Below are 19,366 nucleotides of genomic sequence, written 5' to 3'. Positions count from 1 at the left end.
CGCCTGTTGTTTTCGACCTGAACCAGCTTCTCCATCAGGGCCGGTTCATATGCCGGTTACGGACAATTTCTGTGGCAGCATCAAGTGCATGGAGAAGGCTTTCGCCTTGCGCCCGCCCCGTGCCCGCCACATCCAGGGCCGTACCGTGGTCTACACTGGTGCGCACAATAGGTAAACCCAGGGTAATATTCACGGCCTCACCGAACGCATGATATTTCAGCACCGGCAACCCCTGATCATGATACATGGCCAGAACCGCGTCGGCGTCCTCCAGTAAGCGCGGCGTGAACAGGGTATCTGCCGGCCAGGGGCCCGAAACCCGCATACCTTCCTGTTGCAGGGCATGAATAACCGGGATAATGATATCAGTTTCTTCGTGTCCCAGATGTCCACCCTCACCGGCGTGCGGGTTTAAACCAGCGACCAGGATACGGGGCGCGGCCAGGGCAAAATCCTGAATCAGGGCAGCCTGTAAAATCCGCAGGGTCCGTTCCAGACCACCCCGGGTAATGGCGCTTGGCACTGCGGCCAGAGGCAGATGGGTGGTGGCCAGAGCAACCCGCAAGCCGCGTCCGGCCAGGAGCATCACCACTTCGTTTTGCCCACAGGATGCAGCGAGGTATTCGGTATGTCCCGTAAAGGGAATACCCGCGTCATTGATGATGCCCTTATGCACGGGCGCAGTGATCAGAGCGTCCGCCATCCCCACGCGCAGTAAATCCAGGGCTTTGTCCAAACTGCGCAACACCGCCGGAGCATTGGCAGGATCCAGATGTCCCGGCTGGCAGCTGTGCAGCAGGGGTATATCCAGCACGCGCAGAACATCGGGCTCAAGCTCAGGCCATGGATCCCCTTCCTGCCAGGGTTCCAGTCGTACCGGCAACCCCAATATCATCGCCCGGCTGCGCAGGCAATGCAGATCCCCCAGCAGAATGACGGCTGCCGGCAGGGGATGAGTAGCCAACTGCAGACAAATATCCGGACCAATTCCGGCAGGTTCGCCAACGGTCACCAACAAACGCGGCAATGTATTCATAACCCGGATTCCTCTGGCATCATTTCCACGATCCCCTCGGGTCCTTCCACCCGCTGAGGCAAGCGCAATATCCGCGCCCGCAGCAAACGGTCACGAATATCCACGGTCAGCACATCTTCTGGTTTTACTTCTGCCCCGGCCTTGGCAATCCGACCATTGATTTGCACACAACCGGCATCACAGATTTCCTTGGCGAGACTGCGGCGCTTAATGAGCCGCGACATTTTCAGGAACAAATCCAGGCGCACTGAAGCAGAGCCTTTCAGCGCATCCGTCCGAGGATGTCGGTAAAGGCATCCTCCAGACGTGGTTCCTGCAAATGCAGATCGAGAATTTGCGCAGGCAACTGCTGCAACTGGGCGAGGACTGCACCCAGAGGATTGCGTTGTGCATCAATGCGAAATACCCGGATATTTTCACTAGCCCCGGTCAGCAAATCCTCCAGCGCTGGACCCAGTTCTCCAGGGTCATGATCAAAAGTCACTTTCAGGATTCGCCAGCTTGCCGCACTCAATAAATTCTCTTTTCTGTCGAGGGCGACAATTTTTCCCTGTTGCAGGATGGCAATCCGTTCGCACAACTCCTCGGCTTCTTCCAGATAATGGGTGGTCAAAATGACCGTTCGGCCTTCGGCATTGTAGCGCCGTATGAACTGCCAGAGTCCCTGGCGTAACTCCACATCCACGCCTGCAGTCGGCTCGTCCAGTACCACTACCGGCGGCCGATGTACCAGGGCCTGGGCAATCAGCACCCGCCGTTTCATGCCCCCGGATAAATTCCGCAGATTAGCATTAGCCTTGTCTGCCAGATCCAGCTCTGCCATGAGCTCATCAATCCAGTTATCATTATGGCGCAGGCCAAAATAACCGGATTGCATATGCAAAAACTCACGCACGGTAAAAAAGGGATCATAAGCCAGCTCTTGGGGAACCACCCCCAGCAATTGCCGGGTTCGGCGAAAATCTCTTTCGACATCGAACCCGAAAATTTCCGCTACGCCACTGGAGCGGCGAACCACACCGGCAAGAATATTAATGAGAGATGACTTACCCGCCCCATTGGGGCCCAGCAAACCGAAAAACTCACCGGCGTGAATATCCAGATCCACACCGGCCAGCGCCAGATGTCCGCTCTGATAGGCTTTACGTAAACCCTGAATGTGAATGGCAGGGCAATCAGTCATGGTCAATGTGCAGCATGTCCTGTAAACGATAAAGCGCCACCAGTTCCTGCAAGGGCTGCGATATCCCGCGAATTTGCAACGTCATCCCTCTGGACGCCTGGACCTGGGTCCATTCCATGAGCAGGGCGAGGGTGGCACTGTCTCCGGCCTCAAGCTCATTCAGGGCAATCACCGCACAGCCCTGACTTTCCCTGCTCCAGTCAAAGCGTTTGAGCAGTCCGTCCAGATGCGCAATCCGCCAGTCGCCCAGCAAGAAGAGCTGGGTCTGTCCGCCGACTTCACGGCGCTGCCAGCTGGCTCCCAGACTCAAGCGGGCTGCTTCCCGGAACTTTTTTCAGTCGCATCTTTCTCGGTCATTTGCTGGAGCAAGGCGGGGATTCCGCGACTGGAAGCTATCTGCCCGAAACTCTGTCGATAATTCAGAACCATACTCACACCATCAATGTAGGTGTTATATATCCGCCAGGTATGATCGGTGTAGAGCAGGGCATAAATGACCGGAATATCCGGACCACCATCGGCTTGGCGAATAACCATGTTGACCTGGGCTACGGGCGGGTCTTGGGAAACCTGCTGGCTACCCGTGATTTTTACCGTCTGCCCATGATAATGATTCAGCGCATTACTGTAGGTACGCACCAGCAGATCCTTGAAAAGGACTACAAACTCTTTCTGCTGCGCAGGATTCATCTGCCGCCAGTACTGCGCCATGACATATTGGGACATAGTAGTGAAGTCCATATGTGGCAACACAATATCAGCCACCTGCTTTTTGACAGCCGGGGTGATGGGTTTACCCTTGTTGGCGCGCAGCACCTTCAAGACGTTATTGGTGAGTTCATGGACCACGGTGACGGCACCCTGGGCGTTGGGAGCATCCGTAGCACTGGCCGGCACAGTCCAGGCGAAAATCAAACATAACAGCGCAATCCAGGTGATCTGACGCATCAAAATTTCTCCTTATTGACTTCCTGAAGACTTGCTGCTTCCTGCAGCCTTGCTGAACACCATCTGACCAATCATCTGATCAATGTTAACGGCCCCCTGAGTCATGGTGATGGTAGCACCGGGCTTGAGGTTCTGCGGCATGCCACCCGGCTGAATGGCAATATACTGTTCACCCAGCAGTCCCTGGGTATAAATCGAAGCGCCCGTATCAATCGGCAGCTTGATGGACGGCTCGATGCGCATGGTCACATTGGCCATATAGGTTTTCGGATTCATACCAATATGGGTAACTTCACCAATAGTGACGCCACCGATCTTGACCGGACTGCGAGTCTTGAGACTCCCGACATTGCTAAAATCAGCATGCAGTACATAACCGCTATCATAGGCAAAGCCGGAAAGATTCCCTACCCGTAGAGCCAGCACCACCAACGCTGCAATGCCCAGCAGTACGAATATGCCGACCCACCAATCTATTGCCCGAGTTTCCATGTGCTTCCTGCCCTCAGCTGAATAGCAAAGCTGTAAGAATAAAATCAAGACCCAATACGGTCAGCGAGGCTGTCACCACACTCAGCGTCGTTGCATTACCTACCCCTTCCGCCGTCGGCCGCGCCGTATATCCTTTCCAGGCGGCAATCCAGGTCACCACTACACCAAAACACAGGGCCTTGAACAAACCCGTCAGTATATCCCCTGAAAAGGTCACGTTAGACTGCATCTGCGCCCAAAAAGTCCCACCATCCACACCTAATACCGGCACGGAAATCAGATATCCGCCAAAAATCCCGACCAGATCAAAAATCGCGCAGAGTATGGGCACCGAGATGATTCCCGCCCAAATGCGGGGAGCAACTACCCAGGCAAGGGGATTAACCGCCATCATTTCCATGGCGCTCAACTGCTCGGTGGCTTTCATGGAGCTGATTTCTGCAGTCAGCGCAGAGCCCGCACGCCCGGCAAATAGCAAAGCGGTCAGCACCGGCCCCAGCTCGCGCAGCAAAGACAAGGCAATCAGCGTTCCCAAAGCCGAAGTGGCCCCAAAGCGCACCAGCGCGTAATAACCCTGAAATCCCAGAACCATGCCGGTAAAAAACGCCGCAACCACCATAAGGATGAGCGAGCGCACACCAAAACCATAAATCTGCCGGAATAACTGCTGAAAGCTGAAATGCCGGTTAAACACGCTGAGCAGGCTCGATAACAGGAAACGACTGGCGGCACCCAGGCCAGGAATGCTTTGCAAGGTGCGTCGGCCCAATTGCGGAATAAATTCGAGCATAGCCATGCGCTATAGCACCTCGCCAGCGGCATGGCTGTCCCGCAGCGCTGCGGCATAATCCTGCCGGGCCGGATAATGGAAAGGCACCGGCCCATCGGGCTGCCCCCCCAAAAATTGTCGAGCCAGGGCAGAATCACTGGCACGCAAGTCTGCCGGGCTGCCCTCAGCAATGATTTTGCCACCCGCCAGAATAAAACCGTAATCGGCAATGGAAAAAGTTTCTTCCACATCATGGCTCACCAACACGCTGGTCGCCCCCAGGGCCGTATTCAGCCGTTTGATGAGTGAGGCAATAATGCCCACGCTGATGGGATCCAGCCCGGTAAAAGGTTCATCATAAAATATCAACATCGGATCCATGACGACCGCCCGGGCCAGGGCGATTCTGCGCCCCATTCCTCCCGAAAGCTCTGCCGGAAACAGACCCGCAGCGCCACGCAACCCCACTGCCTCCAGCTTCATCATGACCAGCTTGCGCAGCAGGTTCTCCGGAAGGCGGAAATGCCGGCGCAGCGGAAAAGCCACGTTTTCAAAGGCAGTCAAATCAGTAAACAAAGCACTGTGCTGAAATAACATACCCATCTGCCGACGCAGAGCATACATGGCATCCTCACTGAGCTTTTGCAGATCCTGCCCGGCAATACGAATCTGGCCGGATTGTGGACGCAAAGTCCCTGCCATGAGATTGAGCATGGTCGTCTTGCCCCCGCCACTGGCCCCCATCAGCGCAACAATGGCACCCCGGGGAATGTGCATGTCTACTCCCGCCAGCACCGGGTGCGAGCCACGGGCAAAGCGCACATTATCCAGCTCTACAAGAGCCTCAGCAGCCATGAGCATCCTTGTTCCATTATCAGTCAGGGGTCAGAGTATAAACCGAACGGTCAACAGGGTACCAGAACAGCAGAATATCGGCCTGCGGGCAGATCTAAAAAAATCTCAAAAATCCCTTGCATCCCATGCGGATAAGTGTATAGTTCGCATCCTGTTTCCACGGCACCGAAAGCAGTTACTAAGGGGGTCAGTCCTTAAGAGACTTGGAGCACGGCATGGCCACGTTCCAGCAAGGTAGGGCATAAAACCAAGTACTGTCTGGGGGTGCACGGGAGCTACTTCTTAACCTTTTTAACTTTGGTAAGGGGGGCACCTATGCGCTCGTTAGGACATCAAATCGTTGCAGACTTTTATCACTGTGACGGCAGTACCTTGTCTGATGTTGATTTTGTCACGGATGCCATGCTGGAGGCCGCCCGGCGCGCCAACTGCACCATTGTGACGCAAACCTTTCACCACTTTTCTCCTTACGGGGTCAGTGGTGCCGTAATCGTTGCGGAATCCCATCTGGCCATTCATACCTGGCCCGAATATGGTTATGCAGCGGTAGATGTATTCACCTGTGGCGATATCATTCAGCCTGAAGATGCCTTGAATTATCTCAAGGAAGCTTTTGGTGCCGGCCAGGTCTCCACCATGGAGATGAAACGCGGGCAAGTAGACATGATGGGCATTCCCGCCCATGAACTGCGCGTCAAGCCGGTTCTCTGCGCCTGAAAGTATCCGTCACCACAGCGGGCGGGCTCTGAATACCGGAGCCCGCCTTTTCTTTTATCTCATTCTTCCGCAAAATCCACGCGGGGACATACCATTCCGGTCACAATGAGAGGCAATCATGAGCACAGAACTTTGGTATACCGAACGCTATGAAGAACATGGCGCGAGCTTGAGCCTGAAAATCCGCGAAGTACTGCATCGCGAACAAAGCCCGTACCAGACCATAGAAATCTTTGAAACGGAACATTTTGGCACCCTCATGACTCTGGATGGTCTGGTGATGGTCACCGATCGTGACAATTATCTGTACCACGAAATGATGAGCCATCCCGCCCTGTTTACCCACCCCGCACCCAAAAGGGTGCTGATTATTGGCGGCGGAGATTGTGGCACCCTCCGGGAAGTGCTGCGTCACCCGGAAGTGGAAGAAGCCACGCAGGTCGAACTAGACGAAAGAGTGACCCGGGTTGCCGAACGCTTTTTTCCCGAGTTGTGCGAAAAAAACCATGATCCCCGCGCCCACTTTCACTTTACAGATGGCATCGCCTGGATCAAGGAAGCCCCTGCCGGACGTTATGACGTCATCATTGTGGATTCCACGGATCCGGTAGGACCGGCTGCCGGTCTGTTTGCCACCGATTTTTATGCCGCCTGTCACCACGCTCTGGCCGAGCAGGGCGTTCTGGTTGCACAATCTGAATCTCCGCTACTGCATGCTGACCTCATTCGCCAGTGCCAAAGTCGCATGGCAGAGGCAGGCTTTGAAGCGGTGAACAGCGTGTATTTTCCCCAGTTTTGCTACCCCTCCGGCTGGTGGAGCGGCACCTTGGGGCGCAAGGGTCTGAGCATGGACGCGTTTCGCGCTGAAGATGCCAAAGCCTTTACCGGCACTCACTACTACCATGCTGGTATGCAGCAGGCAGCACAGGTAGCCCCGGCTTTCCTGCTCGGCTAAACCTGTCCGGAACTGAACCGCTTCATCCTAAAAACGGCAGTTGCCGTGGGTGCTTTTTGCTCCATTGTTCCTTGCCTGTTGTTCTAAGGCGCATCCTGCTGTCAGGAGAGAACTCGCCCTGCGGGCTCAAACAGCTCTCCTGACGGGCGCTGGATTTCGCCAAGAACAACAACGGCTCAGAACAAAAGTCGCTGCAAAGCACCCACGGCAACTGCCGTTTTTAGGTTCATTGGGCAGGCCGCCCCGGTCCGATATGGGTGTACCGGGGACAGTAATTCCAGAGATGCAAGGCTGGCGTATCATGTTCCCAAGCCAGGCGGGAAATGCTCCCGGGGTCCAGATGCAAATGATCTCCAAAGCGGAGATCCAACCCCAGCCAGCGCGTCGCCAGGGCGCGCAAAATGTGCCCGTGGGCAAAGCAAAGAACATGCTTGTGCCCTTTTGTATCCCAGTCGTGAAGCAGCCGATCGCAGCGTTTCGTCACCTCTGCCGGGCTTTCTCCCTCCGGCCCGCCACAGCGGAATATGCTCCACTCTGGATTTTCCTTGTGAATTTCCTGGGTAGTCTTGCCCTCATAACGGCCATAGCGCCATTCCATCAAATCATGATGTAATTGCGGATGCGCAAAACCGGCAAGGATGGCCGTGTGATGGGCACGAATCAGCGGGCTGGAATAAATCCCGTCAAAATGCCCCTGATTTTCAAACGCTGCCCAGAGCGCCTCGGCATCTGCTCGCCCTGCGAAGGTCAGACCAATATCCGTGTCCGAGGTATGCTTACCCTGATCCGCCCATTCGGTCATACCATGCCGCACCAGGGTAATGGATTCAATTTGCATGATGGCTCTCCTGTTTTTTGCCAGATACTCTTCAAACTATAGACGCTCCGACAAGGGGCTTGCGCGAATGGTCGTGGGTCGTTATGGTTTAATCAGTTTTTCTGATTTATCTGATCAAGGGGCGCATAATGAACAAGACAGCAATGGAACTGGTCAAGGAAGCCAAGGCAGAAATTCGGGAAATGGATTTACAGCAGGCCCATGGCAAACACCAGTCGGAAGAAGTGGTTATTATAGATGTTCGCGAAACCCATGAATTTTCTGGTGGCCATATTCCTGGTGCGCACCATATATCCCGGGGCATGCTCGAGTTCAAGGCAGACTCCCATCCGGCCCTCAAGGACAAAGATCGGGAAATCCTGGTTTACTGCAAAACCGGAGGGCGTGCCGCACTGGCCGCCCAACAATTAAAGAAAATGGGTTACACCAATGTTCATTCCATTCAAGGTGGCATGGACGCCTGGGATGATGCCGATCATCCAGTTCACAAGCCCTGAAAACATCAGGGCGGGATTCGCCTGAAACCCAATTCAGCCGCAAATGGATTGGGCGAGCCTCAATCACTGCGGTCATGGGTGTGCCTTGGCAACTTTATTGAGCAGCTGCCCGCCGCTAATGGCTGCCAGCGCGGCGGGGACAGTCGTTTATTATAATCTCCCCCACCATCATTCTTCGCCATAAAATGATGTCCCAATACGTTATAAAGCAACTCATCTTTCGGCGCGAGAATGCGGTGCAGCTTTGAACTTTACCCACTTGTAAAGTGACCAAAACCAGGAAGCTCTCACCTACTACCAAGGAGAACCACATGGTCAAGCGCTTTACCGAAGACAGCGATATCACCCCGGCTTATGGATCCCGGACCATGGATCACCCTATTCCCAAATACCGATTGCCTGATGGAGAAATGTCTGCGCAAACAGCCTACCAGTTGATTCATGATGAGCTTATGCTGGATGGGAACGCCCGCCTCAATCTGGCCACTTTTGTCACCACCTGGATGGAGCCTGAAGCCGAAAAGCTCATGGCTGAAACTTTCGACAAAAACATGATCGACAAGGACGAATATCCACAAACCGCCGAAATCGAAACCCGCTGTGTGAATATGTTGTCCCGTTTGTTCAATGCCAACCCCGAAGAAAAACCCGTAGGCGTCTCGGCCATTGGTTCCAGCGAAGCCGTCATGCTCGCGGGTATGGCGTTGAAATGGCGCTGGCGGAAACGCCGTCAGGATAAAGGCCTGAGCACAGAAAAGCCCAACCTCGTCATGGGCCGCAACGTGCAAGTCGTCTGGGAAAAATTCTGTCGCTATTGGGAAGTGGAACCTCGTTATATTCCCATGCAGGATGATCGATATACCCTTACTTCCGACGAAGTCCTGGCTATGGTGGATGAAAACAGTATCGGTGTCGTCGCAGTACTGGGTACCACTTTTACCGGGGAGTTTGATCCGGTCAAAGAAATCCACGACGCCCTTGTGGCCCATAATCAGCACAGCGGGTTGCAGGTTCCCATTCATGTCGACGCTGCCAGCGGCGGCTTTGTAGCCCCTTTTTTGCAACCCGATTTACACTGGGATTTTCGCCTGCCCAATGTGGTTTCCATCAACACCTCCGGGCACAAGTATGGACTCGTATATCCTGGAGTGGGCTGGGCGCTGTGGCGGGGTGAAGAGCATCTCCCGGAAGATTTGGTATTCCATGTCAATTATTTGGGCGGTGACATGCCCACTTTTACCCTCAATTTTTCCCGCCCGGGCAACCAGATTGTCGGACAGTATTACAATCTGCTGCGTCTTGGGCGGGAAGGTTACACGCGAATCATGTCGAATTTACGGGATACCGCCCTTTGGCTTTCTGGCGAAATGGCCAAAATAGGGTCGTTCAGCCTCTTGAGTGATGGCAGCGCCATTCCGGTATTTGCCGTAAGACTCAAAAAAGCCAAATCCTACAGTGTATTTGATGTATCCGAACGGCTGCGTATTCGGGGCTGGCAGGTTCCTGCTTACACCCTACCGGAAAATGCCGGTGAAATCGCCGTATTACGGCTAGTCATTCGAGAAGGATTTTCACGAGATATGGCGGGTCTGCTTTTACAGGATATCAAGAACGTGATTGCTGAACTCGAAGCAGCCCCGCCCGCCGCCAAAAAATCAGATGATCAACACTTTCATCACAATTAGCTCATTCTTCGCCTTCTTCTTCATCTACCGTTCCATTTTCCTTGAAGGCTGATGGATCCAGGTGATAGCGTCTTAACAAACGATAAAATTCGGTGCGGTTGCGCTGCGCCAACTGAGCCGCCTGACTCACATTTCCCCGGGTCATGCGCATGATCTGAATAAGATAGTTCATTTCGAAACGCCCTTTGGCATCGGCCAGGGGCATGACTTCGCCCTCTTTGTCGCGCAGGGCGTGGCGAATCAGGGGCGCACCAATACGTGGTGTGGTGGATAAAACCACCGCCTGCTCAATGACATTGGCTAACTGCCGGACGTTTCCTGGCCAGGGCGCCGCCACCAGGAGCTCCATCGCCTCCGGAGCAATACCGCGCACATCCTTGCGGTTTTTAGCGGCGGTATCGCGCAGAAAAAACTCTGCCAGCAAGGGAATATCCTCAGGGCGTTCGGCCAGGGCGGGCAATTCCAGCGTCACCACGCAAAGACGATAATACAAGTCGTCGCGAAAACGCCGTTCAGCCATTTCTTTTTCCAGATCACGATGACTGGCGGAGATGATGCGGACATCGACGGCGATGCTTTCTGTCGACCCTACCGGGCGAATCATGCGTTCTTGCAGAGCCCGTAATAATTTGACCTGCAGGGAAAGCGGCATATCACCAATTTCGTCCAAAAACAGGGTGCCCTTTTCCGCTGCCTGGAATAATCCCTGATGATTATTGGCCGCCCCGGTAAAAGCGCCTTTCTTGTGACCAAAAAGCTCCGACTCCAGCAACTGCTCCGGAAATGCCGCACAATTCAGGGCAATAAATGGCTGCGGACGCCGTGGACTGGCCTGATGAATGGCCTGCGCCAGCAACTCTTTGCCCGTACCGCTGGCACCGTGCACAAAAACGCTGGCATCGGAGGCCGCTACCAGGCGTGCCTGATCCAGCACCGCCTGCATTTTAGGGCTACGGGTCAAAATTCTATCCCAACTGGTATCCTTGCCCTTTTTTCCGGAAGATGGGGCTACGGCTGCGGTCAAACTAAAAGCGCGCTCAACCTGGGCCATCAGATCTTTACCATCAAAGGGCTTGGTCAAAAAGGCAAAAACCCCCTGATTGGCGGCCAGCAAGGCATCGGGTATGGAACCGTGGGCTGTCAAAATGATGACGGGCAAGGTGGGATACTCCCGACGAATGGCATCCAGCAGGGCCATGCCATCCATCTGGTCCATTTTAAGGTCGGTAATTACCAGACCCGGATGCTCCATGGCCAACAGCGCCAGAGCTTCATTACCATTAGCCGCCGTACTGATGTTATATCCTGCCGTTTTCATGCGCAGCGACAACAGGCGCAGCAAATCTGCGTCGTCGTCTACCAGCAGGATTTTACCTTTATCTGCCATGATTCAGTGTCCCTGCGGAAAGCGGGCGTTTTTCTCTATTTGTACCAATTCGTTCAGTTTACGACGTAATTCGGCTTCATGCTGCTGCGACTGGAGAAGACGATTTTGCAAGTCGTTCACCTTGTTTTCCAGCTTTTGGTATCCGGGATCTCCTGCCCTTGCATCGGCCAACTGTTTACTCAGAACAGCTGCTTCGGCTTTTTCGGAAATGCAGGGTGCAGTCACCGGGGTCACTTTTTCCAGTTCGGCTATTTGTGCCTTGAGGGTTGCCAGCTCACTGGTTTTAATAATCTGTTCCCCCGGTTTGAGCAGTACGGCGTTAGACGGAAGAGCTGGGACCGGGGTGCTGGCGCATCCCGTCAGTATCAGCGGAATGATGAGCATGGGAAGCATCCTGCCCAGCAAGGGGTAAGCGCAATCTAAACCAAGCACCTGGTGTTTTTTTATCCTGCAATTCAAGGCTTCCCCCATAACTCAACACATATTCCCTGGCAATGGCCAACCCGAGACCACTACCTTCTATTTTTCCGGAATCCGAAGCTTCGCCGCGATACAAAATATCAAAAATCTTTTCCCGCTCATCGGGATCCACTCCAGGACCCTCATCCTGAACGTCCAACACCGCATCTTCGTCCTGTACTTGCAAATCCACCCGTATGGTAGCGTTTTGAGGAGAAAATTTCACGGCATTTGACAACAAATTATCACAAATAGTGCGGAGTCGATCTGCATGTCCGCGAATACGCACCTCCTCAAGCCGGGTTTCCAGGTGCAATGCATTACTTCTTAGGCTGGGCTTATAACTCAGCAGCAGATCCTCTACCACATGCGTCAAAGATAACTCCTGCACCATCCCTGCCCCCACAGGCCCCTCCGCCAGACTAAAGCGCAACAAATCTTCTATGAGGCGCTGCAAGCGTAAGCTGTTATCCCCTACAATCTGTACAATTTCCTGCTGCTCAGCACTGAGATTCTGGCCGAGATCATCCTGCAACAACTCTGATCCTTCGCGAATGGCTGTGAGAGGCGTTTTCAGCTCGTGGGAAAGCTGACGCAGAAAATGCAGCTTGGCCGCTTCCAGAGCGTTCAGACGGTTCCGCAACCATTCCAGGCGATCTCCCAAACTGGCTATGTCGCGCGGACCTTTGACCGTTATGGGTGTTTCCAGATCACCTGCACCCAGCCCGGACACCGCTTGGTCCAGACGCCGCACCGGTCGGGTAATGAGAATAATGAACACAATAGCTACCGCGACTGACAGGGGTAAAACCAGAAGCACCTCAAAAATGGTCAGCCGTTTAATGGCCAACGCACGCGTGCCCAGTTTACCGACCTCTGTACTGATTCCTTCATTCACATCACTTTGCAGACTTTGGGCCTCCCCGCTGGCCCGGCTGAAATCACCTGCCAGAGCACTCCGGTTGCCCTCCAGGGAAACCAGGGGTAATAGCTGACGGGCACGGGATAGATTTTCAGCCAGATGATGCAGCCGCTCCAGGTCGACCGGCGAGGGGCCTGCCGCCGCAAACTGGGTACTGGCTTTTTGGTACTCGCTAAAGCTCTGATCATACAAAACCAGTAATGCCTGATCCTGCAGTACAGTGTATTGCAGACCATAACGCTCCATGGAACGCACGGCGTTATTCATGCGATTGGCCGCATCACTCATGGCCACTGCCCGGAGAATACTGACCTGCCCCTGTTCGGCAAAATGCGCGATGGAAAGCGTCACGCTGACAATGACCAATACCAGTGGCACGATGGCCAGACCGAAGCCAAACACGACCAGCTTGGAAATGGAACTTGGACGAAGAACCATGAAGCTTTGCACTCCCAAAAATACCCAGGCTCCAGCGTAAATTCGCCGGAAACAAATCGCAAGAACATCAGATAACCTTAATATACTTTAATAATATCGCTCTATTAACCAGCAAAACATTAGAATTACAAACTACTGTGGAGATCGAATACGATCTTGCCATAAAAAAGTGAGGACGCGTTCCCACCCGTAATCCTCAAACGCCGCAAAATTCCAAAAATAACTTTAATTATCAGGAGAATTTCATGCGACGAGCCCCCATCCATCCGCTTATCGGCGCGGTCTTGCTGGCACTGGCCAACAGCTCCGGGGCAACAACCCCGATGACCATTAACATTAACCTACCAGGATATGGATTCATGACGGACTCTGCAGATGGCGTCCTGAATGCCTCGGCCAATGCGCGTGATAATGCCCATCTGGCAAGCAATACCGCGAAGATTTTGCAGAACATCCCCGAAGGTTCTGTTTCCGCCGCAGGTGGAGTATCCGGATTGCCAGTTTTAAACGGCTTGAGTGACAATCAGCTGCTCTTGCAGGTTAACGGATTCAGCACTCCCAATGCCTGTGCCAATCATATGAACCCACCACTTTCGTACCTTCCGCCAGCTGCCATTGGTCAGATAACCATCTATCCCACGGTGGTTCCGGTAAGTGTGGGGGGCAACGCTGTTGGTGGGGCCGTCATCGTCAAATCTCCGCAACCAATTTTCGCAAAGACCGGCAGTCATTTTGTGAGTGGCGGCAGCGTAGGCGAGTTTTATCAAAGTAATGGCCATATTTACGGGACGCATCTGAATGCCGCTGCGGCTACCCGGCACTTCAGCATTAACTATAGCGGCTCCTATGTACATGGCGGCAACTACACCGCAGCAAAAGCTTTCAAGCCTGTAACCTACGGCATTCCCGGCGATGTGGTGGCTTCATCCCTGTATGAGGCAGTATACCAGAATCTCAATGCTGCCTACCGCTGGAAACAGCAGGTGTTGGAACTGGGCGTGCAATATCAGAGCATTCCCTACCAAGGATTTCCCAGTGCCCGCATGGATATGACCGGAAATCACAGTACCCGCCTTAACCTCCATTATCAGGGACGCTTTCAATGGGGTGAATTAGAATTACAGGCTTACAATCAGGTAGTTCAACACAACATGAACTTCCTTGCAGACAAAAACCTGGGCGCCATGATGGGCATGCCAATGAACACTCAGGGCGTGAATAACGGCGTAAAGGGCAAAATTGCTGTGCCTCTGGACACACGCAATCGCCTGGAATTCGGTGCCAGTTACAACCATGAACATCTGAACGACTGGTGGCCCCCAGCAACCAGTAAAATGAGCATGATGGGTCCCAATACTTATATAACTATCGACAATGGCAGAAGGGATCGCTATGCCGCTTTCGCCGACCTGAAAACGCAATGGGATCCACAATGGAACAGTGATCTTGGCCTGCGGCTGGAAGATGTGCGCATGAACTCCGGCCCGGTCCAAGGTTACAATGCCATGATGTATGGAAACCCGGACAACCCGCAAAGCTTGCCGGGTACATTCAACCGGAGTGATCGCCAGCGCCAGTACATCATCTGGAATTTTTCGGCCATCGTGCACTACCAGCCCGATAAACACAGTAGCTATACCCTGGGACTGGCGCGTAAAGCCCAAGCCCCCAGCCTTTACGAACTCTACCCCTGGTCCAGCAATGCCATGGCCATGAATATGATCGGCTGGTTCAACGATGGTAATGGTTATATTGGTAATCTCAACCTGAAACCAGAAACAGCCAACACGGTCAGTCTGGCTGCCAATTTCCATGGCTCAGATCCACAAATCTGGCACGTGCAAATTCAGCCTTACTTTACCTACATTCATAATTATATTGGTGCTGTCCGCTGTCCGACCAGCCTGGGAGGAGCCTGCACAGCGGCAAATCTGCACGCGGAAAGCGGTTTTGTCTATTTGCAATTTGCCAATCAAACCGCCGAAATATGGGGTATCAATATGGATAGCTCTGCCCGTCTGGCACAAACCCGGCGTTATGGAACATTTACAATGTCGGCAAAAGCCGCCTATGTGCGCGGGGATAACTTGAGCAACCATACGCCCCTCTACCACATGATGCCCTTAAACTTGCGACTTGCCTTGCATCAAAACTGGGGAGCATGGCGCAACACTATCGAAGAACAGCTGGTTGCCGCAAAAAACCAGGTAGACGCGCTGCGTAATGAACCGCAAACAGCTGGCTATGGCTTATTGAATCTGCGCACCGCATATCGGCAGGGCCACTGGCAGGCCAGCCTGGAACTCGCGAATCTCTTGAACCAGTTTTATGAACAACCACTTGGAGGGCTTTATCTGGGCCAGCGCCCCATGACTTATGGCACAGCACTACCTGGTTCAGGACGTTCTGTGAACATGAGCCTGCAATATCAATTTTGATATTTTATCCTGAAAACGGCAGTTGCCGTGGGTGCTTTTTGCTCCATTGTTCCTTGCCTGTTGTTCTAAGACTCATCCTGCTGTCAGGAGAGAACTCGCCCTACGGGCTCAAACAGCTCTCCTGACGGGCGCTGGATTTCGCCAAGAACAACAACGGCTCGAAACAAAAGTCGCGGCAAAGCACCCACGGCAACTGCCGTTTTTAGATTTATCGGACGTAAAAAACCCGGAGAAGATTCCCCGGGTTCATCTGCACAACTGAACTCCGCGCCATCAGGCTGCGGATTGAAGCTACTTATGCAGCTGGTTCAGCCTTCTTTTCTTCCATTTTCTTTGCCATTTCAGGCTTCTTCATTTCAGCCTTCTTCACCATTTTCTTGTGCTCAATTTTCTTGTGCTCGGCTTTCTTTACCATTTTGTGCTCAGGCGCTTTGTGCTCAACCATCTTTTCAGGAGCCTTGGCAGGCACTTCGGTGGTCGCAAAAGCAGCAGTAGCAGTCAAGAAAGACAATGCAGCAGTCAGGGCAACAATTTTCTTCATAAATAAGCTCTCCTCAAAAGGTGGTTCCAGATTTCCGCTTGCAGCGGCGCTGTTTCAGCAGCGATAACCTCATAGCATAACGCGTGCCAACTTTTTAAGTTAATGATTATAATAAGAAAATAAAATATAAAAACATTCATGGCGCTGAAACAGGCAGAATCAACCTTAACGTCCCATCTCCAGCCAATAAAAATCCGGGCACGAAAACTCCCGGTGCAAAATTATTTGCGCTTAACTATCAGTCAGATAAAAATAAGTCCCTGGTTTATCCCATAGCCTGTCAGCGATCGCCGCCACCCCGGAACGCATGGTAATACGTCACTTGTTAGCGACAGGTGGAAAGGATTTTATAATAAATGGATGATCTGACGCCGCGCGCGCCTGTCGTCATTCAACGACGACGCTGGAGAAACAGCTTATGGAGAGGATGGGAAATATGGGAGGTTGCCGAAACGACTTCCTCCGGGTTGTTTTTGAACTGCTCAGGCAGAAGGCGGAACAAAGCCTTCAGGTTGCTGCGCGCCGTCACCAAAAAAGTAGGCTTCCATCTGTTTTTCCAGAAAAGTTCTGGACTTGGGATCTATCGGCGAAAGACGATATTCATTAATCAACATCGTCTGATGCTTCAGCCAACCCTGCCAGGCTTCCTTGGAAACTTCCTGATAAATACGCGCGCCCAGTGGGCCAGGATAAGGGGGACGATCCAGACCTTCAGCTTCGTGACCCAGTTTTACGCATTGCACCATTCGAGACATAAGAAACTTCCTCGCTAGAACATCAGGATATTAAGGAGACGCCGCCCATCTTACCTGAACCTGTCTCACGGGCAAGTTACGAAGTCTGACTGAGAATCTTGCGAACAGGGGTTGGCAATCCTTCTGCCAGGGCATTTTCCCGGGTAAACCAACGTCCTGTCAAAATCTGATCTGCGACACCCGGCACAATTTGATCGTCTTGCACCGTCGCGAGAATGCAGCGGAAGTGTAATTGAAAATGGGTAAATACATGCTTTTGAACCATTGTCAGCGCCTTTACTTCTACGGTAAGACCATGACGGAGGACACAGAACTGTCTTACCCGCTCGCGCAGCAGGATCCCATCGGCAAGGGCCTTTTGCTGATCATTGCAAAGGAAGGGGTTCGACGAACCTTCCGGGTTAAATTGAGGCAGACACCAGAGCCCACCCCATATGCCAGAATCCGGTCTTTTTTCAAGAAATATCCGTCCACTACGATCTTCTAACTGCAGAAAAAAAACGCAGCGATCGGGTTTTTCCGGCTTGCGGGTGGGCAGCGGCAGTTGTTCACTCAACCCACCCGCATAAGCCAGGCAATGCCGTTGTAAGGGGCATGCGTCGCAGTGAGGATGCCGTGGAAGGCAAATCATTGCGCCGAAGTCCTGAATAGCCTGATTGTAGGTGTGGGCATCAGCGGGCGTCAGTGCCTCAGCCAGCTTCCACAAATGCTGCAGGGTCTTGCTGGCCTTGGGATCACTACTAATGGCCTGGGTCCGGATCAGGACACGGCGGGCATTGGCATCGAGAATAGGGCGTTGCTGGGCAAAAGCACTGGCCAGTACTGCAGCAGCCGTACTGCGCCCCACTCCCGGGAGACTTTCTGCACTTTCCGGCGTATCGGGAAATTCACCCGCAAAATCCGTCATGATTTTTTGCGCAGCACGTTGGGCGTTGCGGGCCCGGGCGTAATAGCCCAAACCGCTCCACAAGGCCAGCACCTGATCCTGGGGCGCAACAGCCAAAGCCTCCCAATTGGGCAGGACGTCCAGAAACCGCTGGTAATAGGGCTTGACACTTTCCACCTGGGTTTGCTGCAACATGATTTCCGCAAGCCACAGGCGATAACTGTCCCGGGTCTGTCGCCAGGGCAGACCATGACGGCCATTTTCGCCGTACCAGTCCAGCAATATGTCGGCAATCTGCATCATGGTTTTCGACTACGGATAAGCACGTTCTCCGCCCGGATTTTTCCCCAGATCAGCTGCCCGATCTGCAGCGAGCCGGTGATCGGCCAGGTTGCGGGAAGCTTGGGTAGTACCGCTCCTGGACCCGCTTTGGGCGCGGGGAGATAGGCACCAAGGTTCAGGCGCTGGATCTGTAAAGCCAGATGAATTTTGAGGGGTTGCCAGGTTCCCGTAATGTTTCCAGACCAGGGACTGCTATCTAGCAGTCCCTGGCGGATGCTCCAGTCGAAGCGGGGATTTTTCCAGGCCAGCTTGCCGCTCATTTTGAAATATCGCGGGACCTTGGGGTTCGTCAATTTCGGCCAGAACAATCCCCATTTTTTTGCCAGCTCAGGCAGATGCTCTGCACTGAGGACATAGCCTGCCTGACCGGTCCATTGCGCCCAGGAAAACCGGGCATGATCAATCTGCATGTGAAAATCTGATCCGGCTTGCAGTGTCGCGCTGCGCAGCGCAATTTTCTGCAGCCCTGGCTGGGCCTGTAAATCCTGCAGGGAAAGCTCCATCCGCCGCTCATGATTATCTTGCCAACGGACCTGCAGCGCGGGAATCTGCAGAACTTTATCCTGAATTTCCAGGCGCGGCATCTGGAGACTCAGGGCATCGGGAACCTGACGAGTGCCAATCAGCAATTGCAAATTGCGCAGAGAAAGTCCGCTGGTGGAGTGAATATCCATTTGCAAACGGCCTTGACCCGCATGTTGATTCCAGAACCAGCGTCCGGTAGCGGCCCCGGCACCAGAACGAGGGAAACTGGCCTGCACATCGGACAGCTGTAAGACATGTCCCGCCAGACCAGACCAGCGCAAACTGCCATCGCGGATCTGGATGTCTCCCGGCAGACTGACATTCATATTGGCGGAAGAAGCTGCCGAGCCCGGGCTGGCTGGCCAGGGACCATACACAGAAGGCTGATCCAGAAAAATCTGGCGGATTTTTATATGCCCGGCAAGCAGGGGGCGCCAGAGCACACTGAACATCAGCCGCCGCAACCGCAGGCGGGGCTGTGCTGCTGTTCCGATCCGCAAGCCTTGCAGGGTCACCTGCAATTGCTGCTTGCCCCAATAAAAGCGGGGATTGGCCTGCAGATGTACGGGGGTCTGCAGGCGGGTAGCGAGAACTTCTTCCAGAACAATACGGGGGCCACCGATGAACCAGAAAACAAACATTCCGATGAGCAGCAGCAACAGGAGCAGTATCAACCCGACCCCCATACGGTGCATGGG

21 protein-coding genes are annotated in these 19,366 nt (G+C 53.5%); 5 read left to right on the top strand and 16 right to left on the bottom strand.

Features of this window, described 5'->3' with window-relative positions; translation table 11 throughout:
• Positions 1 to 34 precede the first annotated feature (34 nt).
• The 8 genes from pdxA to GCD22_RS01115 are packed head-to-tail and all read right to left on the bottom strand — an operon-like array spanning position 35 to position 5,283.
• Positions 35 to 1,036, bottom strand: a complete 1,002-nt coding sequence (gene pdxA / locus GCD22_RS01150; protein WP_024893418.1) for a 4-hydroxythreonine-4-phosphate dehydrogenase PdxA — start codon at positions 1,034 to 1,036, stop codon at positions 35 to 37.
• Positions 1,033 to 1,284: a S4 domain-containing protein gene (locus GCD22_RS01145; protein WP_010640584.1), complete on the bottom strand. Its 252-nt coding sequence runs from the start codon at positions 1,282 to 1,284 to the stop codon at positions 1,033 to 1,035. Before GCD22_RS01145 ends, pdxA begins: the two co-directional genes overlap by 4 nt.
• Before the next feature lie 14 nt (positions 1,285 to 1,298).
• Positions 1,299 to 2,219, bottom strand: coding sequence for an ABC transporter ATP-binding protein (locus GCD22_RS01140; protein ID WP_024893419.1), 921 nt, complete (start codon positions 2,217 to 2,219; stop codon positions 1,299 to 1,301).
• Positions 2,212 to 2,529 (bottom strand): STAS domain-containing protein, encoded by a 318-nt coding sequence (locus tag GCD22_RS01135; RefSeq protein ID WP_024893420.1) that lies wholly within the window; start codon positions 2,527 to 2,529, stop codon positions 2,212 to 2,214. Before GCD22_RS01135 ends, GCD22_RS01140 begins: the two co-directional genes overlap by 8 nt.
• A complete protein-coding gene (locus GCD22_RS01130) occupies positions 2,526 to 3,167 on the bottom strand; it encodes an MlaC/ttg2D family ABC transporter substrate-binding protein (RefSeq protein ID WP_024893421.1) in 642 nt (213 codons plus the stop codon). Before GCD22_RS01130 ends, GCD22_RS01135 begins: the two co-directional genes overlap by 4 nt.
• A 12-nt stretch (positions 3,168 to 3,179) precedes the next feature.
• Positions 3,180 to 3,659, bottom strand: coding sequence for an outer membrane lipid asymmetry maintenance protein MlaD (gene mlaD / locus GCD22_RS01125; RefSeq protein WP_024893422.1), 480 nt, complete (start codon positions 3,657 to 3,659; stop codon positions 3,180 to 3,182).
• A 13-nt stretch (positions 3,660 to 3,672) separates the two neighbouring features.
• Positions 3,673 to 4,455, bottom strand: a complete 783-nt coding sequence (mlaE, locus tag GCD22_RS01120) for a lipid asymmetry maintenance ABC transporter permease subunit MlaE (protein WP_024893423.1) — start codon at positions 4,453 to 4,455, stop codon at positions 3,673 to 3,675.
• A gap of 3 nt (positions 4,456 to 4,458) precedes the next feature.
• Positions 4,459 to 5,283, bottom strand: a complete 825-nt coding sequence (locus GCD22_RS01115; protein WP_010640596.1) for an ABC transporter ATP-binding protein — start codon at positions 5,281 to 5,283, stop codon at positions 4,459 to 4,461.
• A 315-nt stretch (positions 5,284 to 5,598) separates the two neighbouring features.
• On the opposite strand from GCD22_RS01115, the gene speD reads away from it, so the two are divergent.
• Both speD and speE read left to right on the top strand, forming a co-directional pair.
• Positions 5,599 to 6,000, top strand: coding sequence for an adenosylmethionine decarboxylase (gene speD, locus GCD22_RS01110; protein WP_010640598.1), 402 nt, complete (start codon positions 5,599 to 5,601; stop codon positions 5,998 to 6,000).
• A 118-nt stretch (positions 6,001 to 6,118) separates the two neighbouring features.
• On the top strand, positions 6,119 to 6,955 hold the full coding sequence (speE, locus tag GCD22_RS01105; RefSeq protein WP_010640600.1) for a polyamine aminopropyltransferase: 837 nt from the start codon (positions 6,119 to 6,121) through the stop codon (positions 6,953 to 6,955).
• 226 nt (positions 6,956 to 7,181) lie between these two features.
• Here the strand turns inward: speE and GCD22_RS01100 are convergent, their stop codons facing one another.
• Positions 7,182 to 7,793, bottom strand: coding sequence for a histidine phosphatase family protein (locus GCD22_RS01100; RefSeq protein ID WP_024893424.1), 612 nt, complete (start codon positions 7,791 to 7,793; stop codon positions 7,182 to 7,184).
• Between the two features lie 128 nt (positions 7,794 to 7,921).
• Here GCD22_RS01100 and GCD22_RS01095 point away from each other — a divergent pair, with 128 nt between their 5' ends.
• Together GCD22_RS01095 and gad are read left to right on the top strand one after the other, a co-directional pair.
• Positions 7,922 to 8,290 (top strand): rhodanese-like domain-containing protein, encoded by a 369-nt coding sequence (locus tag GCD22_RS01095; protein WP_010641189.1) that lies wholly within the window; start codon positions 7,922 to 7,924, stop codon positions 8,288 to 8,290.
• 311 nt (positions 8,291 to 8,601) lie between these two features.
• Entirely contained in the window at positions 8,602 to 9,975 is a 1,374-nt protein-coding gene (gene gad / locus GCD22_RS01090) for a glutamate decarboxylase (RefSeq protein ID WP_031571033.1), read from the top strand.
• Between the two features lies 1 nt (position 9,976).
• On the opposite strand, the gene GCD22_RS01085 is transcribed toward gad, so the two are convergent.
• Genes GCD22_RS01085 through GCD22_RS01075 form a run of 3 tightly spaced genes read right to left on the bottom strand, consistent with a single transcriptional unit; the run spans position 9,977 to position 13,181 of the window.
• Positions 9,977 to 11,362 (bottom strand): sigma 54-interacting transcriptional regulator, encoded by a 1,386-nt coding sequence (locus GCD22_RS01085; RefSeq protein ID WP_153940358.1) that lies wholly within the window; start codon positions 11,360 to 11,362, stop codon positions 9,977 to 9,979.
• A 3-nt stretch (positions 11,363 to 11,365) separates the two neighbouring features.
• Positions 11,366 to 11,746 carry a hypothetical protein gene (locus tag GCD22_RS01080; protein WP_010641183.1) on the bottom strand — a complete coding sequence of 127 codons (381 nt, stop codon included), beginning with the start codon at positions 11,744 to 11,746 and terminating at the stop codon, positions 11,366 to 11,368.
• A complete protein-coding gene (locus tag GCD22_RS01075; RefSeq protein WP_031571028.1) occupies positions 11,682 to 13,181 on the bottom strand; it encodes a HAMP domain-containing sensor histidine kinase in 1,500 nt (499 codons plus the stop codon). The genes GCD22_RS01080 and GCD22_RS01075 overlap by 65 nt, the downstream gene beginning before the upstream one ends.
• Before the next feature lie 245 nt (positions 13,182 to 13,426).
• Between GCD22_RS01075 and GCD22_RS01070 the strand changes: the two genes are divergently transcribed.
• A complete protein-coding gene (locus GCD22_RS01070) occupies positions 13,427 to 15,619 on the top strand; it encodes a TonB-dependent receptor (RefSeq protein WP_051690524.1) in 2,193 nt (730 codons plus the stop codon).
• A gap of 295 nt (positions 15,620 to 15,914) precedes the next feature.
• Here the strand turns inward: GCD22_RS01070 and GCD22_RS01065 are convergent, their stop codons facing one another.
• From GCD22_RS01065 to GCD22_RS01050, 4 genes are all read right to left on the bottom strand, one after another.
• The gene (locus tag GCD22_RS01065; protein WP_010640611.1) at positions 15,915 to 16,160 is read right to left on the bottom strand and encodes a hypothetical protein; all 246 of its coding nucleotides are present in this window, start codon (positions 16,158 to 16,160) and stop codon (positions 15,915 to 15,917) included.
• Between the two features lie 482 nt (positions 16,161 to 16,642).
• On the bottom strand, positions 16,643 to 16,915 hold the full coding sequence (locus GCD22_RS01060; RefSeq protein WP_010640613.1) for an oxidative damage protection protein: 273 nt from the start codon (positions 16,913 to 16,915) through the stop codon (positions 16,643 to 16,645).
• Between the two features lie 76 nt (positions 16,916 to 16,991).
• A complete protein-coding gene (gene mutY, locus GCD22_RS01055; RefSeq protein ID WP_024893427.1) occupies positions 16,992 to 18,104 on the bottom strand; it encodes an A/G-specific adenine glycosylase in 1,113 nt (370 codons plus the stop codon).
• On the bottom strand, positions 18,101 to 19,363 hold the full coding sequence (locus tag GCD22_RS01050; RefSeq protein WP_139111684.1) for an AsmA family protein: 1,263 nt from the start codon (positions 19,361 to 19,363) through the stop codon (positions 18,101 to 18,103). The genes mutY and GCD22_RS01050 overlap by 4 nt, the downstream gene beginning before the upstream one ends.
• Positions 19,364 to 19,366 lie beyond the last annotated feature (3 nt).

Origin of the sequence: Acidithiobacillus thiooxidans ATCC 19377 (genome assembly GCF_009662475.1) — a bacterium.
In the GTDB taxonomy this organism is placed as follows: domain Bacteria; phylum Pseudomonadota; class Gammaproteobacteria; order Acidithiobacillales; family Acidithiobacillaceae; genus Acidithiobacillus; species Acidithiobacillus thiooxidans.
The sequence above is the reverse complement of the archived record's forward strand: the minus strand, read 5'-3'. Positions and strand labels throughout refer to the sequence as shown.